The sequence below is a fragment of the Kitasatospora sp. NPDC086009 genome (genome assembly GCF_044540385.1).
GTDB lineage: Bacteria > Actinomycetota > Actinomycetes > Streptomycetales > Streptomycetaceae > Kitasatospora.
The window spans coordinates 1-15,636 of sequence record NZ_JBITSA010000002.1 but is presented as its reverse complement, the minus strand read 5'-3'; the positions used below and the strand labels follow the sequence as shown (position 1 = coordinate 15,636).

At 70.7% G+C, this 15,636-nt stretch carries 11 protein-coding genes and 2 rRNA genes; 3 read left to right on the top strand and 10 right to left on the bottom strand.

All coding sequences use genetic code 11. The annotated features are described in order from the left end of the window. Positions 1 to 37: 37 nt before the first annotated feature. Together ACIF6L_RS05745 and ACIF6L_RS05740 are read right to left on the bottom strand one after the other, a co-directional pair. Positions 38 to 847, bottom strand: coding sequence for a TauD/TfdA family dioxygenase (locus tag ACIF6L_RS05745; protein ID WP_359809404.1), 810 nt, complete (start codon positions 845 to 847; stop codon positions 38 to 40). Between the two features lie 34 nt (positions 848 to 881). Further along, positions 882 to 1,898: an isocyanide synthase family protein gene (locus ACIF6L_RS05740; RefSeq protein WP_329487681.1), complete on the bottom strand. Its 1,017-nt coding sequence runs from the start codon at positions 1,896 to 1,898 to the stop codon at positions 882 to 884. Positions 1,899 to 2,310: 412 nt separating this feature from the next. On the opposite strand from ACIF6L_RS05740, the gene ACIF6L_RS05735 reads away from it, so the two are divergent. Further along, positions 2,311 to 3,393, top strand: a complete 1,083-nt coding sequence (locus tag ACIF6L_RS05735; RefSeq protein ID WP_396487091.1) for a LysR substrate-binding domain-containing protein — start codon at positions 2,311 to 2,313, stop codon at positions 3,391 to 3,393. A 150-nt stretch (positions 3,394 to 3,543) separates the two neighbouring features. On the opposite strand, the gene ACIF6L_RS05730 is transcribed toward ACIF6L_RS05735, so the two are convergent. Next, positions 3,544 to 4,899: a class I SAM-dependent RNA methyltransferase gene (locus tag ACIF6L_RS05730; protein WP_329492100.1), complete on the bottom strand. Its 1,356-nt coding sequence runs from the start codon at positions 4,897 to 4,899 to the stop codon at positions 3,544 to 3,546. Positions 4,900 to 5,213: 314 nt separating this feature from the next. Continuing rightward, complete coding sequence (locus tag ACIF6L_RS05725) at positions 5,214 to 7,283, bottom strand: APC family permease (protein WP_329487683.1); 2,070 nt, start codon at positions 7,281 to 7,283, stop codon at positions 5,214 to 5,216. A 229-nt stretch (positions 7,284 to 7,512) separates the two neighbouring features. Between ACIF6L_RS05725 and ACIF6L_RS05720 the strand changes: the two genes are divergently transcribed. Both ACIF6L_RS05720 and ACIF6L_RS05715 read left to right on the top strand, forming a co-directional pair. Beyond that, positions 7,513 to 8,181: a TrkA family potassium uptake protein gene (locus ACIF6L_RS05720; RefSeq protein WP_329487684.1), complete on the top strand. Its 669-nt coding sequence runs from the start codon at positions 7,513 to 7,515 to the stop codon at positions 8,179 to 8,181. Then, a complete protein-coding gene (locus tag ACIF6L_RS05715; protein ID WP_329487685.1) occupies positions 8,181 to 8,852 on the top strand; it encodes a TrkA family potassium uptake protein in 672 nt (223 codons plus the stop codon). Before ACIF6L_RS05720 ends, ACIF6L_RS05715 begins: the two co-directional genes overlap by 1 nt. Positions 8,853 to 8,959: 107 nt before the next feature. Here the strand turns inward: ACIF6L_RS05715 and ACIF6L_RS05710 are convergent, their stop codons facing one another. From ACIF6L_RS05710 to ACIF6L_RS05685, 6 genes are all read right to left on the bottom strand, one after another. Next, positions 8,960 to 9,739: a DUF3159 domain-containing protein gene (locus ACIF6L_RS05710; RefSeq protein WP_396487094.1), complete on the bottom strand. Its 780-nt coding sequence runs from the start codon at positions 9,737 to 9,739 to the stop codon at positions 8,960 to 8,962. A 2-nt stretch (positions 9,740 to 9,741) separates the two neighbouring features. After that, positions 9,742 to 10,149 carry an OB-fold nucleic acid binding domain-containing protein gene (locus ACIF6L_RS05705; RefSeq protein WP_329487687.1) on the bottom strand — a complete coding sequence of 136 codons (408 nt, stop codon included), beginning with the start codon at positions 10,147 to 10,149 and terminating at the stop codon, positions 9,742 to 9,744. Between the two features lie 74 nt (positions 10,150 to 10,223). Further along, positions 10,224 to 10,904 carry a response regulator gene (locus ACIF6L_RS05700; protein WP_329487688.1) on the bottom strand — a complete coding sequence of 227 codons (681 nt, stop codon included), beginning with the start codon at positions 10,902 to 10,904 and terminating at the stop codon, positions 10,224 to 10,226. A gap of 38 nt (positions 10,905 to 10,942) precedes the next feature. Next, positions 10,943 to 13,627 (bottom strand): ATP-binding protein, encoded by a 2,685-nt coding sequence (locus ACIF6L_RS05695; protein WP_396487097.1) that lies wholly within the window; start codon positions 13,625 to 13,627, stop codon positions 10,943 to 10,945. Between the two features lie 306 nt (positions 13,628 to 13,933). Next, positions 13,934 to 14,050 (bottom strand): 5S ribosomal RNA (gene rrf / locus ACIF6L_RS05690). A gap of 85 nt (positions 14,051 to 14,135) precedes the next feature. Next, positions 14,136 to 15,636, bottom strand: a 23S ribosomal RNA gene (locus ACIF6L_RS05685); the annotation flags it as partial.

Genomic DNA, 15,636 nt, shown 5'->3' with positions numbered 1-15,636 from the left:
GGTTCGGCCCCGCGGGCGGGAGCCGGCCCGGGACGCCTCAGATGACCTCGACCCGCTGCAGATGGCGGGAGGTCGGCCCGGTGAAGGCGTTGCGCCCGTGCACCAGCGCGATGTTGTCGGCGATCACGATGTCGCCCCGGCGCCAGTCGTGCGCGTAGCAGTAGGCGGGCCGGTGCAGCCGCTCCGCCATCGAGGCGATGAACTCCTCGGCCTGCGCGCCGTCGACGCCGTCGACGTGGACGGACACCGGGTTCTTGTAGACCGCCGGGTCCAGCGGCTCGGCGAAGCGCAGCACGGGCACCCCGGTCCCGGGGTGCTGGGCGACCAGCCGCTCGGTGACCTCGCCGCCGTAGTGCACCATCTTCTCGGTGGTGTAGGTGACGCTGATCCGCGCCCAGAGGTCGCGCAGTTCGGGGTCGGCGTCCCGGTAGACGGCGGTGGTGTCGGAGAAGACGGTCTCCCCGCCGGCCCCCGCGGTCGCGTCCAGGCACTGGAAGAAGAAGTACCGCGGATCGGCCTCGACGAAGGCACCGTCCCAGTGGAACGGCACGTCGCCGCTGGCGAACAGGTAGTTCCGGGGATTTTCCTCGACCACCAGGTCGATGACCTCGCCCGGCTCCCACTTCAGGACCTCACCCCATCGCCGGCAGTAGTCGGCGAATTCCTGCTTTCCGAGCAACGAGAATCCGCGGAGCACCAGGACCCGCGATTCCTCGGTCCAGCGGGCGAGCGTGTCCACCGGAATGTCGCCGATCCGGGCATTTCCGCCGGGAGCCTCGACCACGCGGCCGAACGGCCGGAGCGGAATGTGGCGCAGCTCCGCGGCCGAGGGAATGGAAGTCGTCATGGCGCGTTGTCCTCCTTTCTGGGACGGGCTTTCCCTACGGGCGGGCGGCGAGGTGCGGGGCGACGAAATGGCTCGGCCGGCCGTCCCGCCAGACGACGGAGGCCTGGAGGTTCTCCGCGTCCCACCGCTTGACCAGGTACCGGCTGACGCCGTCGTCGAGCACCACGCCGTGCCACGGGGTCAGCCAGCCGTCCCTGGTCGGCATGAGCTGGAGCCCGAACTTCTCCGAGTGCGGCGGCTGCGGGTGTATCGAGAGGCGTATCGCGTCGGGGAACTTCTCGGCGACCAGCCGGCTCCACGCGTTGCTGCGGAGAATGGTCTGGTAGGCGGCGTCCTTGGAGTTCTTCCGGAGCTGGTTCCGGGTCGTCCCGCCGCCCTGGCGCGCCACCGCGTCCTCGAACATGAAGCGGTGGATCCCGTTGAACAGCGCACGCGTGTTCCGGTCGGTGCGGACGTTCTCCTTGAGCTCGTCCAGCGTCGCGGAGTAGTTCTCCTCCAGCACGCGCCGCATCTTCGGGTAGTCGAGGCTGCCGAACGCGTCGTCCAGGCCGTAGAGGTCCAGCGCCGACCAGTGCGAGGCGCCGATCATGTCCGCGAGGGCCTGCCGGTAGGCGGTCACCGCCCCGTCGGTCACCCCGACGACGTCGCCGAAGACATGGCCGTCCGAACAGATCGTGACCCGGGCGCCGGGCGCGTAGAAGTGCCGCACGTAGTCGCAGAGCGACTGCAGGAAGCCGACCGCCAGGTGCTCACCGAGGTCCGGCAGCGCGCCGAGCACCTTGCCCTGGTTCGGGGACTTCGCCGGAAACGCCGGCACGACGAAGTGGATGGGCTCGTCGCGCGCGGTGAAGCGCTCCATCTTGGCCCGGTGGACCTCGGAACACGCGTCGCAGCGCGCGTTCCCCGACGTCCCGCCGGGCTCCTCCGGTCCGGCCGGTCCGGTCGGTTCGGCCGCCAGCGCCTCGTCGATCCGCTGGTACCGGTAGAGCAGTTCGAGTACTCGCGCCGATGCCGTCCGGGCGGACGGCTCCCCCGTGGTGTTGTGGTTCAACACTCCTCCAGACAACATTCCCGTTCGGGCGCGAAGCCGGAATCATGCACTCCGCACGTGGCGGACTCGGGTGGAATTCCTGTCTGCACACTCATTTCACCGCTCCTGAATTCGTGTCCGCGCCGGGCGGCACGGAACCGCTTCTGGGATGGTGCTCGGTGGTTCCCGGCGGGAGCCTCGGGATCGGTCGTGCCCAGTGGACGCCCGGCCCCCGACGGCCGTTCTCGCCGAAACGACGACTGCGCCTCCGCGTGCGCGGGTGGATCAGGGCCCGCCGAAAGAAGCGGCCGGCCGGTTTTCGGCCACCCCGACCACGCCGTACCGGATTCTCCCGCGATCTCGCTGAGGCGTTGTCAGCTTCCCTCGCGCGCAAGGCTCCGCGCAATCCTCCATCGATTAGCATGATTGATGGATGGCGGAGCCAGCTCCGGGGCGATGGGAGGCAACGGCGATGGTCGGCGTGGACGACCCGGCGGTTCACCAACTGCGATCACTGCTGACGCTGGCCGAGGAGCTGCATTTCGGCCGCGCCGCCGCACGGCTCTACCTGACCCAGCCCGCCCTCAGCCAGCAGATCCGCACCCTCGAACGCCGGCTGGGGGTGCAGCTGTTCACCCGGACGAGCAGAAGAGTGACGTTGACGCCTCTAGGGCATGCCCTGCTTCCGCTCGTCCGGAACGTGGTGGACGCCGCGGACGAGCTGCGCGACGCCGCCCGGCACTCGCCCGACGACGGCGACGGGCCCACCCTGCGGCTCGGGCTCACCGACTGCGCCGCCGCCCTGGCCGCCACCCGCCGGGTGATCGCCACGCTCACCACCCTGCACCCGGGTCTGAACGTGGACTTCCACGTCCTGGACCTGGTCGAGCAGACCACCGCCCTCGCGATCGGCAAGATCGACGCCGCCTTCGTCTACCTGCCGGCGCCCGAGGGCTTCCACGCCGAGCCCCTCACCACCGAGCCCCGGCTGGTCTGCGTGGCCGCCTCCGACCCGCTGGCCCGGCAGCCGGTGCTCCGGCTCGCGGACCTCGCCGACCGGCCGATGGTCGGCCTCGCCCCGGAGGTCTCCCCCTCCGAGCGGAGCTTCTGGGCGATGGACCCGCGGCCCGACGGCACCCGGGTCCGCTACACCGGCCACCAGGTCACCCGGGTGGAGTCGCTGCTCTCCGCGGTCTCCTTCGACGGGGCGACGGCCTTCCTGCCCGCCGTGGCGGCCGAGCTCTTCCCCCGCCCGGACGTCCGCTACCGCCCGGTGGAGGGCCTGGTGCCCTGCGACTTCGGCGTGGTCTGGCCCGCGGACGACCTGGAGAAGCCCGGCATCGCCCTCCTCCAGGAGGTCTGCTGCCGGCTGCGGGACCAGGGCCTGCCCGCCGGGACGATGCCGGCCCCGGCCGCGCCCCCGGCCGCCGTCGAGAGCGCGGGCGACGAGAGCGCGGCCGCCGAGAGCGCCGCCGGCACCGGGCCGGCCGGCGGCCTGGGCGTGTCCTTCGGCTGACCCGGGGACCGGCGCCGACCACCCGGTTCCGACAAACCCGCTCGCCCCGAAGCGCCCCCGCAGACGACGGCAGGCGGCACCCGGAGCGTCCGGACACCGCCTGCGCGTCACTGCGAAAGCGCGAGAACCGCCAGGGCCGCGAAGCCCCGACTAGGCCGCGATCGGCTCCAGGATCGCCACGCACTCGAAGTGGTGGGTCATCGGGAACAGGTCGAAGGCCCGCAGCGAGACCGGCCGGTAGCCGCCCTCGCGGAAGTACCCGAGGTCCCGGGCCAGCGCGGCCGGGTCACAGGCCACGTAGGCGATCCGGCGGGCCGACAGCCCGGCCAGGTGCGCCACCGTCTCCCGCCCGGCACCCGCGCGCGGCGGGTCCAGGACGATCAGGTCGGTGGCGGTGATGCCGGTGCGCGGCAGCAGCGTCTCCACCCGGTCGCACTCGATCCGGACGTTGTCCAGCACCGCCAGGTTGTGCCGGGCGTCGACCACGGCCTGCTTGGAGGACTCGATGCCGAGCACCGCGCCCTCCTCGCCGACCCGGTCGGCCAGCGCACCCGCGAACAGCCCCACGCCGCAGTACAGGTCGAGCGCGCTCTCGCCCCACTGCGGGTCCAGGCCGGCCAGCACGGCGTCGACCAGGGTGTCCGGCGCCTCGGGGTGGATCTGCCAGAAGCCGCCGTTGCTGACCCGCCAGGTCCGGCCGGCCGCACGCTCGCGGACGAAGGAGCGGCCGTGCACCTTGTGGATGTTGTCGTGCTCGTCGATCCGGGCGATCGACACCGGCTTGTCCAGCTCGACCAGCGGCAGCTGGGCGCCCGGCGCCGGGGTGAGGACGACCTGGCGGTCCGAGGAGCCCGCGGCGGCGATCACCTCGACGGTGGTGATGCCCGGCCAGTCGCGGGCCTCGACGCCCAGCTCCGTGACGCCCTCGGCGGCGATCAGGCAGCGGTCGATCGGCTGGATGTCGTGCGAGCGGTGCTTGCGCAGCCCGACCTTGCCGCTCTCCTGGTCCACCGCGTACTGCACCCGGGTGCGCCAGGCCGGCACCTGCCCGGCCGGCAGCTTGCCGCCGATCGGCTCGACGGTGCCGTCCCAGCCCGCCTCGGCCGGGGTGAGGCCCGCCAGCTTGGCCAGCTGCTCGGTGAGCACCTGCACCTTCAGCTTGCGCTGCCCGCCCGGGGTGACGTGCTGCCAGTCGCAGCCGCCGCACTTGCCCGGCCCGGAGAACGGGCAGGGCGGGGCGATCCGGTCCTTGGCGGGCTCCAGGATCTCCACCGCGTCGGCGCGCAGGAAGCGCGACTTCGTGGTGCCCTCGGTGACCTGGGCGATGACCTTCTCGCCCGGCAGCGCGTGCCGGACGAACAGCACCCGGCCCTCGTGGCGCGCCACGCAGTGGCCGCCGCCGTGCGCGACGGCGCCGATCTCGACCTCGTAGCGCTCGCCGACCAGCGGGTCGCCGCCGGGCCCCCTGGGGGCGGCCTCGACCCGCGGCGCGCGCGGCGTGCGCAGCACCTTCGGCGGGCGGACGGCCTGCTTGCGCGGGCGGTCCCCGCCCTTGGGCCGGTCGGCCGGCTTCTCCTTGCGCGCCTGCGCGGGGGCCGGGCGCTCGGGCTCGGGCTCCGGGGCGCGCTCGCCCGGCGCGAGCGGGGCGGTCTGCGCGGTGAAGCCGTCGCGGTCGGTGGCGGCCGGGCGCACGGGCTTGCCCCAGCGCGGCCGGGCGACCTGCCCGGGCTTGCCGGCGCCGCCCTTGCGGGCACCCTTCGCGGAGGACCCCTTCGAGGACGAGCCCTTGGAGCCGTTGGAGCGGGGCGGGGTGTTGCGGGTCACTGGGAGGAGTCCTTGCTGCTGTCAGCGGTGTCGTCGGGCTGTGCGGAGGCCTTCGACTTTACGGCCTTCGGCGCCCGCGGCTCACCACGACGAACGGCGCCGGGAGCCGACCAGGCCTTCTGCGGCTTGCGCCGTTCGGAGGACTCCAGCTGCCAGGGTACCGAGGTCACCATCACTCCGGGCTTGAACAGCAGACGTCCCTTGAGGCGCAGCGCGCTCTGGTTGTGCAGCAGGTGCTCGTACCAGTGCCCGACCACGTACTCGGGGATGTAGACCGAGACCACGTCGCGCGGGCTGCTGCGGCGCAGGTTCTTGACGTAGTCCAGGACCGGCCCGGTGACCTCGCGGAACGGCGAGTCCAGCACCTTCAGCGGCACCTCGATGCCGCGCTCGTCCCACTCCGCCCGCAGCGCCGCGGTGTCCACCGGGTCGACGTTGACGGTGACGGCCTCCAGCGTGTGGGCGCGGGCCAGCCGCGCGTACGCCAGGGCCCGCAGGGCCGGCTTGTGCAGCTTGGAGACCAGCACGATGGCGTGCACCCGGGTGGGCAGCACCACGTCGTCCGGCTCCTCGGCGGCGACCAGCTCCTCGGAGACCCGGTCGTAGTGCCGGCGGATCGCCTTCATCATCACGAACAGCACGACCATCGCGGCGATCGCGATCCAGGCGTGGCTGATCTTGGTGGCGAGCACGACGATCAGCACGGCCATGGTCATCACCAGGCCGAAGGCGTTGATCGCCCGGCTGCGCTGCATGTGGCGGCGCTTGGCGGGGTCGGTCTCGGTGCGCAGGTGCCTGGTCCAGTGCCGGATCATGCCGGACTGGCTCATGTTGAAGGAGACGAAGACGCCGACGATGTACAGCTGGATCAGCCGGGTGGGGTCGGCGTCGAAGGCGATGATGAACAGGATCGCGGCCAGCGCCAGCAGGATGATGCCGTTGGAGAAGGCCAGCCGGTCGCCGCGGGTGTGCAGCTGGCGCGGCAGGTAGCGGTCCTGGGCCAGGATCGAGCCGAGCACCGGGAAGCCGTTGAAGGCGGTGTTGGCGGCCAGCACCAGGATCAGGCCGGTGACGGCGGCCACGAAGTAGAAGCCGGGCGTGAAGTTGGAGAAGACGGCCTCGCTGATCTGGGCCAGCGCGGTCTTCTGGTGGTAGCCGTCGCCCGCGCCGACCAGCTGCTCGGCGGGGTTCTCGGCCATCTGGACATGGGTGAGGCGGGCCAGCCAGATGATGCCCATGAACATCACCACGGCGATGGACGCCATCATCAGCAGCGTGGTCGCCGCGTTCTTGCTCTTCGGCTTGCGGAAGGCCGGCACACCGTTGGAGATCGCCTCGACGCCGGTCAGCGCGGCACAGCCCGAGGAGAACGCCTTGAGCAGCAGGAACACCATCGCGAAGCCGGCCAGCGACTCGTTGCCGGGCGTGGCCTGCAGGTGGAACCCGGAGCTCTCGGCGGGGATGTCCTGCCCCAGGCCGAAGTGCCGGACCACGCCGTACACCACCATGCCGAGCACGCCGACCATGAAGGCGTACGTCGGGACGGCGAAGGCGCTGCCGGACTCGCGGACACCGCGCAGGTTCATGCCCATCAGCACGATGACCACGACCACGGACAGGGTCAGCTCGTGGCCGCGCAGCGAGGGCACCGCGGACACCACGTTGGCCACCCCGGAGGTGGTCGAGACCGCCACGGTGAGGATGTAGTCGACCATCAGGGCGCTGGCGACCACCAGGCCGGAGTTGGGACCGTGGTTCACGGTGGCGACCTCGTAGTCGCCACCGCCGCTCGGGTACGCGTGCACGTTCTGCCGGTACGAGGCCACCACGGCGAGCATCACGACGGCGACGACGACGCCGATCTGCCAGGAGAAATGAATGGCCGAGGCACCCGCCAGGGAGAGCGTCAGCAGGATTTCCTCGGGCGCGTACGCGACCGAGGAGAGCGCGTCCGAGGCGAAGACGGGCAGCGCGATGCGCTTGGGGAGCAGCGTTTCCCCGAGCTTGTCGCTGCGCAGCGCACGCCCGATCAGGATGCGTTTCGGAAGGTCAGTCGGCATAGGCACGTTAAGGAATCGTAGGGGCTCTTAGGCCCGAGGTCCGACTTATGGCCCCCCCTTCGTCGCGACTGTGTTCGGTGGACCGGCTAGCGTGTCGGATACGAGCAGGCGGGCAACACTCAGGTTGTCGTACCCAGCCCCACGAACACGCTCGCCCCGGGCGACCGGGCGGGAAAGGAAGACGAACGGTGTTTGCGCAGGTCAAGAACCCAACGGGACGGGTGAGGTAGCGCCGGTGCACATCGTCATCATGGGCTGCGGCCGCGTGGGGTCCGCCCTCGCCAGAGCACTCGAGAAACAGGGGCACTCGGTCGCCGTGGTCGACCAGGACCCGACCGCGTTCCGCCGCCTCGGCGCCGGATTCAACGGCCGGCGGGTCACCGGCGTCGGCTTCGACCAGGACACCCTGAAGGAGGCGGGCATCGAGGAGGCCGGCGCGTTCGCCGCCGTCTCCAGCGGTGACAACTCCAACATCATCGCGGCCCGGGTGGCCCGGGAGAACTTCGGCGTGGAGAACGTCGCGGCCCGGATCTACGACCCCCGGCGCGCCGAGGTCTACCAGCGCCTGGGCATCCCGACGGTGGCCACCGTCCGCTGGACCGCCGACCAGATGCTGCGCCGGCTGCTGCCGAGCGGCGCCGAGCCGCTCTGGCAGGACCCGAGCGGCACCGTGCAGCTCGCCGAGGTCGCCTACGACCCGCACTGGGTCGGCCACCGGATCAGCGGGCTGGAGGAGGCCTCCGGCACCCGGGTGGCGTTCGTCACCCGGCTCGGCGAGGGCGTGCTGCCCACGCCGCAGATGGTGGTGCAGGAGGGCGACCTGGTGCACGTCATGGCGCGCCGGGCCGACCTGCCGGCCGTCGAGGCCGCGTTCGCCCAGGGGCCGAAGGAAGAGGGTCACTGATGCGCGTCGCCATTGCCGGGGCCGGTGCCGTCGGCCGCTCGATCGCGAGCGAGCTGCTGGAGAACGGCCACGAGGTCCTGCTGATCGACAAGAACCCGAACTCCATCTCGGTGGAGCGGGTGCCCATGGCGGAGTGGCTGCTGGCCGACGCCTGCGAGATCACCTCGCTGGACGAGGCGGCGCTGCAGCGCTGCCACGTGGTGATCGCCGCCACCGGTGACGACAAGGTCAACCTGGTCGTCTCGCTGCTCGCCAAGACCGAGTACGGCGTGCCGCGGGTGGTCGCCCGGGTGAACAACCCCAAGAACGAGTGGCTCTTCAACGAGTCCTGGGGCGTGGACGTCGCCGTCTCCACCCCGCGCCTGATGTCCGCCCTGGTCGAGGAGGCGGTCAGCGTCGGCGACCTGGTCCGGCTGATGCGCTTCAGCCAGGGCAACGCCAACCTGGTCGAGCTGACCCTGGCGGAGGACACCGAGCTGGTCGGCACCCGTGTGGGCGACGTGGCCTGGCCGCCGGACACCTCGCTGGTCACCATCATCCGCGAGGGCCGGGTCCTCACCCCGGGCAAGGACGACACCCTGGAGGGCGGCGACGAGCTGCTCTTCGTGGCCGCCCAGGAGCGCGAGGAGGAGCTGGAGGACCTGCTCTCCGCGACCTCCGGCGCGCAGTAGCGGCTCCGGCCGACGACGGACGCCACGGCTGACACGGCGGCGGGGCCCGCACTCGGATCCGAGTGCGGGCCCCGCTGCTGTTGTCCCGGCGGCGGGCTCCCCCGCCGCTACCGGTCGCCCGGCGGCGCCTCGGCCCCGTCCCCGGCCGGCTCCTCGTCCAGCTGCGCCTTGATGGGCGGCGGCGCCTTCAGCAGGATCTGCCAGGTGACGTACATCGCCAGCAGCATCGGCGGGATGCCCAGGGCGACCTTCAGCCAGCCGAGCAGGTTGACGTTGTGGGTGAAGTACAGCGGGAAGAGGATCACCGGCTTGATGCCCATGATCACCACCCAGGCCCAGGTGGCCTTGGTGTAGGCCGCGAGCCGGCCCGGGTTCTGCTTGCGCCAGGTGAACATCTCGCCGGTGATCGGGCCGAGCATCAGCCCGATCATCGGCCAGCGGACCAGTGCCGAGACGGCCAGGCCGATGCAGTAGCCGACGCTCCAGAGCAGACCGGGCAGGTAGAAGTTCTCCGCCTTGCCGGTCTTCATGGAGATCCAGGCGCCGATGGCGACCCCGAAGACACCGCTGAAGGCGTGCTGGACGGTCTCCCGCCGGGCCAGCCGCGCCACCACGAACAGCCCGCTCAGGCCGAGCGCGGCCCAGGCGGCCGCGGGGACCTGGTGGGTGATGTTGTACGTGACGATGAAGACCAGGCCGGGCAGCGTCATGTCGACCATGCCGCGGACACCGCCGAAGGCCTGCATCACGGTGTCGGCGGCCTCACGGGAGGCCGCCTCGCGGGAGGCGGCCTCGCGGGAGGCCGCCTGCCTGGCCTCCTCCTCGCCGGGAGCCGCCTCGACCAGGTCGAGCTGGGCGGCGGGCTCGCCGCCGGAGTGGTTGCTCACGCTCATTCGCTCCCGTGTCCGACCGGACGCAGTTCGTAGCGGGGGTTGAACAGCACGCGGCGCCCGCGTGCGTGGCCGATCCGGCCGCTGGCCACCAGGCGGCGGCCGGGCTCTATGCCGGCGATGGAGCGCCGGCCGAGCCAGACCACGTCCAGCGCCTCGGTGCCGTCGAAGAGCTCGGCCTCCAGCGCGGGCACACCAGCCCGCGGGCGGAGGGTCACCGTTCGCAGGGTGCCGGCGACGGTGACCAGTTGACGGTCCCCGCAACTGGCGATCGGGGTGCAGCCCGACTCCGCCGCGATCTCCTGGCGCAGCTCCTCCGCCTGGAGCTCCTCCGTGGAGGAGGTCAGCCGGCTGAGCATGCGGCGGAAGCGGCCCTGCGGCTGGTCGCTGCTGTTGTCACCACTCATGTCGGAAGGGTACCGGTTTTGCGAGCCGTGGCGGCAGGCCGCGGCGGCGGCCGGGGGGCCGGGCGCCCTCGGGGTCAACCCTCGAAGCGGTAGCCCATGCCCGGCTCGGTGATGAAGTGGCGCGGGTGCGAAGGGTCCCGCTCCAGCTTGCGCCGCAGCTGGGCGAGGTAGACCCGCAGGTAGTTGGTCTCGGTCCGGTACGCCGGGCCCCAGACCTCCTGGAGCAGCTGGGTCTGGCTGACCAGCCGGCCGGCGTTGCGGACCAGCACCTCCAGCAGGTGCCACTCGGTGGGGGTCAGGCGGATGTCGGCGCCGTCCCGGTTGACCTTCTTCGCCGCCAGGTCGACGGTGAAGCTCTCGGTGACCACCAGCGAGTCGTCCTCACCGGCCACCGGCTCGGCCCGGCGGACGGCGGCGCGCATCCGGGCGAGCAGCTCGTCCATGCCGAAGGGCTTGGTGACGTAGTCGTCGGCGCCCGCGTCGAGCGCCTCGACCTTCTCGTCGGAGGCGTGCCGGGCCGAGAGCACGATGATCGGCACCCTGGTCCAGCCGCGCAGGCCCTTGATCACCTCGACGCCGTCCATGTCGGGCAGGCCGAGGTCGAGGACCACCACGTCGGGGTGGCGGGCGGCGGCCAGCTCCAGGGCGCCCGCCCCGTCGTGGGCCGCGTCGACCTCGTACTTGCGGGCCTTGAGGTTGATCACCAGCGCGCGGACGATCTGCGGTTCGTCGTCCACGACGAGGACCCGGGTCATACGGGCTCCGCCTTTCACAGCAGTCGGAAGGGTGGTGGTCATACGGGGGACGGGCGGTCGGCCGGCCCGGCCGTCGCGGGGTGCCCGGACGGCCCGGGGCGCTCGGCTCGTTCGGGCGCCCCGGCCTGCTCGGCCGGCCCGTCCCGGCCGGGCCGCTCGACCGGGTCGGCCCGCTCCGCCGGCTCCGGCGGCCGGTCCACGGCCGGCAGGGTGACGACCATGGTGAGACCGCCGCCGGGGGTGTCCTCGGCGGCGACCGTCCCGTCCATCGCCTCGACGAAGCCGCGCGCCACCGCGAGCCCGAGGCCCACCCCGGCCCCGCGCGGCGCGTCCCCGTACCGCTGGAACGGCGCGAAGATCCGTTCCTTGGCGTCCTCGGGCACCCCTGGCCCCCGGTCGACGATCCGCAGCTCGACCCGGCCCCGGCCGCCCACCGGGTGCAGGGCATCAGCCTTGACCAGCACCTTCACGCCCGTCGGGCTGTACTTGACGGCGTTCTCGACCAGGTTGGCCAGCGAGCGCTCCAGCAGCCCGCCGTCGGCCCGGATCATCGGCAGCGTCTCGGGGACGTCCAGCCGGACGGCCTCCGGCGGCACGCCGCCGAGGGCGAAGGGCACCACCTCGTCCAGGTCGGTCTCCTGGATCAGCGGCGTGACGGTGCCGGTCTGCAGCCGGCTCATGTCGAGCAGGTTGTTGATCAGGTGGTCGAGCCGGTCGGCGCCCGCCTCGATCCCCTCCAGCAGCTCCGCCTCGTCCGCCTCGTCCCACTCGACGTCCGCCGAGCGGAGCGAGCTGACCGAGGCCTTGATGCCCGCCAGCGGGGTCCGCAGGTCGTGCGAGACGGCGGCGAGCAGCGCCGTGCGGATCCGGTTGCCCTCGGCCTCCCGCCGGGCCGCGACGGCCTCCCCCGCCAGCCGGCGCCGTTCCAGCAGCACGGCCGCCTGGGCGGCGAAGGCGCCGAGCAGCCGGCGGTCCTCGGCGGGCAGCACCCGGCCGCGCAGCACCAGCGCCAGCGTGTCGCCGACCGGGACGTCCACGTCGGCGGTCTCCGGTCGCAGCGGCGGCCGCGGACCGGCCGCGGCGACCGACTGCCACGGCCCGAGCGGATCGGGGCGCTCCAGCAACGCGGCGGCGTCCTGCTGGAACGTCTCCCGGACCTGCTCCAGCAGCGCGGTCAGGACGCCGTCCCCGCTCGGCGCGCCCCGCAGCACCGTGCCGGCCAGCGCGCTGAGCGTCTGTGCCTCGGTCTGGCTACGGGCCGCCTGGTGGGTCCGCCGGGCCGCGAGGTCCACCACGGACGCGACGGCGATGCCGACGGCGGTGAAGATCGCCACCGCCATGATGTTCTGCGGCTCGTCGATGGTGAAGGTGTGGATCGGCGGGGCGAAGTAGTAGTTCAGCGCCGAGGATCCGACCAGCGCCGCGCCGATCGCCGGGAAGAGACCGCCGACCAGCGCCGCGCAGACCGTCAGGGACAGGAACAGCAGCATGTCGGTGGAGAGCCCCAGGCCGTCGACGTGGGTCAGCAGCAGGGCCAGCAGCGGCGGGCCGCCCAGGCCGATCAGCCAGCCGGCGACGGTCCGCGACCGGCCGAGGTCGGTGACCCGGCGGACCGGCACCCGGCCCAGGCCCTTGGCGGCCTGCTCGTGCGTGACGATGTGCACGTCGATGTCGCCGGAGGCCCTGGTCACCGTGGTGCCCACGCCGGGGCCGTAGAGGTACTGCCAGGCGGGCCGGCGGCTGGTGCCCAGCACGATCTGGGTGGCGTTCACCCCGCGGGCGAAGTCCAGCAGCCCGGCGGCGGGGTCGTCGGCGAGCACCGCGTGGAAGCTGCCGCCGAGGTTCTCCACCAGCGCCCGCTGCTCGATCAGCGTCTGGGAGGAGCCGGATCCCGAGCCGGCCAGTCCGTCCGAGCGGGAGATGTGGACGGCGAGCAGTTCGCCGCCGGAGCCGCGGGCCGCGATCCGGGCCGCCCGGCGGATCAGGGTCGCCCCCTCCGGCCCACCGGTCAGGCCGACCACGATCCGCTCGCGCGCCTGCCAGGTGCCCTTGATGCCCTGCTCGGCCCGGTACTTCTGGAGGTACTCGTCGACCCGGTCGGCCGTCCAGAGCAGGGCCAGTTCGCGCAGTGCGGTCAGGTTCCCGGGGCGGAAGTAGTTGGCGAGGGCCGCGTCGACCTTCTCCGGCGCGTAGACGTTGCCGTGGGCCAGCCGCCGGCGCAGGGCCTGGGGCGACATGTCGACCAGTTCGAGCTGGTCGGCCCGCCGCACCACCTCGTCCGGCACGGTCTCCCGCTGCCGGACCCCGGTGATCCCCTCGACGACGTCGCCCAGCGACTCCAGGTGCTGGATGTTCACGGCCGATATGACGTCGATGCCGGCCGCCAGCAGCTCCTCGACGTCCTGCCACCGCTTGGCGGTGCGGGAGCCCGGCACATTGGTGTGCGCGAGTTCGTCGACGAGCACCACCTGCGGACGGCGGGCCAGTACGGCGTCCAGGTCCATCTCGGTGAACGCGGCGCCCCGGTGGTCCAGCTCGCGGCGCGGGACGACCTCCAGGCCGTCCACGAGCTCCGCGGTGTGCCGCCGCCCGTGGTCCTCGACGAAGCCGACCACCACGTCCGTGCCGCGCTCCCGCCGCCGGTGCGCCTCGGAGAGCATGGCGTACGTCTTGCCGACCCCGGGCGCCGCTCCGAGGTAGATCCGCAGCCTGCCGCGTCCCATGTGCACCATTCTTGATCCGGCCGGTTCCGGGGACCACCCCGGACACGTGTTCCCCTCACCTTGGAGACTACGGCGTGGCCTGCGATTCTCCAGCGATCCGGCCGCTGATCAGGCAGTTTTAGCGGCATTTTGACGGCGGGAACGGCCCGGCCGGGGCACCGCCGGCCGCCCCACGGCCCGGGTGCCCTCGGCCGCACGGTGGTCTCCGGGCCTCTCCGGATTTCTTCGGGCTGACCGGGATCGCCTTGTCCGGAAACGCAAAGAACCCCCCGATCCGTACGGATCGGGGGGTTCTTTGGAATGATTGTTCGGCGGCGTCCTACTCTCCCACAGGGTCCCCCCTGCAGTACCATCGGCGCTGTGAGGCTTAGCTTCCGGGTTCGGAATGTAACCGGGCGTTTCCCTCACGCTATGACCACCGAAACACTATGAAACTGTCAACCGCACCCACGACAGGCCATGTCATGGGGGTCGTTGTTTCAGAACAACACAGTGGACGCGAGCAACTGAGGACAAGCCCTCGGCCTATTAGTACCGGTCAACTCCACCCCTTACGAGGCTTCCATATCCGGCCTATCAACCCAGTCGTCTACTGGGAGCCTTACCCTCTCAAGGAGGTGGGAGTGCTCATCTCGAAGCAGGCTTCCCGCTTAGATGCTTTCAGCGGTTATCCCTCCCGAACGTAGCCAACCAGCCATGCCCTTGGCAGGACAACTGGCACACCAGAGGTTCGTCCGTCCCGGTCCTCTCGTACTAGGGACAGCCCTTCTCAACACTCCTACGCGCACAGCGGATAGGGACCGAACTGTCTCACGACGTTCTAAACCCAGCTCGCGTACCGCTTTAATGGGCGAACAGCCCAACCCTTGGGACCTACTCCAGCCCCAGGATGCGACGAGCCGACATCGAGGTGCCAAACCATCCCGTCGATATGGACTCTTGGGGAAGATCAGCCTGTTATCCCCGGGGTACCTTTTATCCGTTGAGCGACGGCGCTTCCACAAGCCACCGCCGGATCACTAGTCCCGACTTTCGTCCCTGCTCGACCCGTCAGTCTCACAGTCAAGCTCCCTTGTGCACTTACACTCAACACCTGATTGCCAACCAGGCTGAGGGAACCTTTGGGCGCCTCCGTTACTCTTTAGGAGGCAACCGCCCCAGTTAAACTACCCACCAGACACTGTCCCTGATCCGGATCACGGACCCAGGTTAGACATCCAGCACGACCAGAGTGGTATTTCAACGACGACTCCACAACAACTGGCGTTGCTGCTTCAAAGTCTCCCACCTATCCTACACAAGCCGAACCGAACACCAATATCAAGCTATAGTAAAGGTCCCGGGGTCTTTCCGTCCTGCTGCGCGAAACGAGCATCTTTACTCGTAATGCAATTTCACCGGGCCTATGGTTGAGACAGTCGAGAAGTCGTTACGCCATTCGTGCAGGTCGGAACTTACCCGACAAGGAATTTCGCTACCTTAGGATGGTTATAGTTACCACCGCCGTTTACTGGCGCTTAAGTTCTCAGCTTCGCCCGGACGAATCCAAGCTAACCGGTCCCCTTAACGTTCCAGCACCGGGCAGGCGTCAGTCCGTATACATCGCCTTACGGCTTCGCACGGACCTGTGTTTTTAGTAAACAGTCGCTTCTCGCTGGTCTCTGCGGCCACCCCCAGCTCAGAGTGCAAGACTCATCACCAGGAATGGCCCCCCTTCTCCCGAAGTTACGGGGGCATTTTGCCGAGTTCCTTAACCATAGTTCACCCGAACGCCTCGGTATTCTCTACCTGACCACCTGAGTCGGTTTGGGGTACGGGCCGCCATGAAACTCGCTAGAGGCTTTTCTCGACAGCATAGGATCATCCACTTCACCACAATCGGCTCGGCATCAGGTCTCAGCCTTAATGAGTGACGGATTTGCCTATCACTCGGCCTACACCCTTACCCCGGGACAACCACCGCCCGGGCTGGACTACCTTCCTGCGTCACCCCATCGCTCACCTACTAC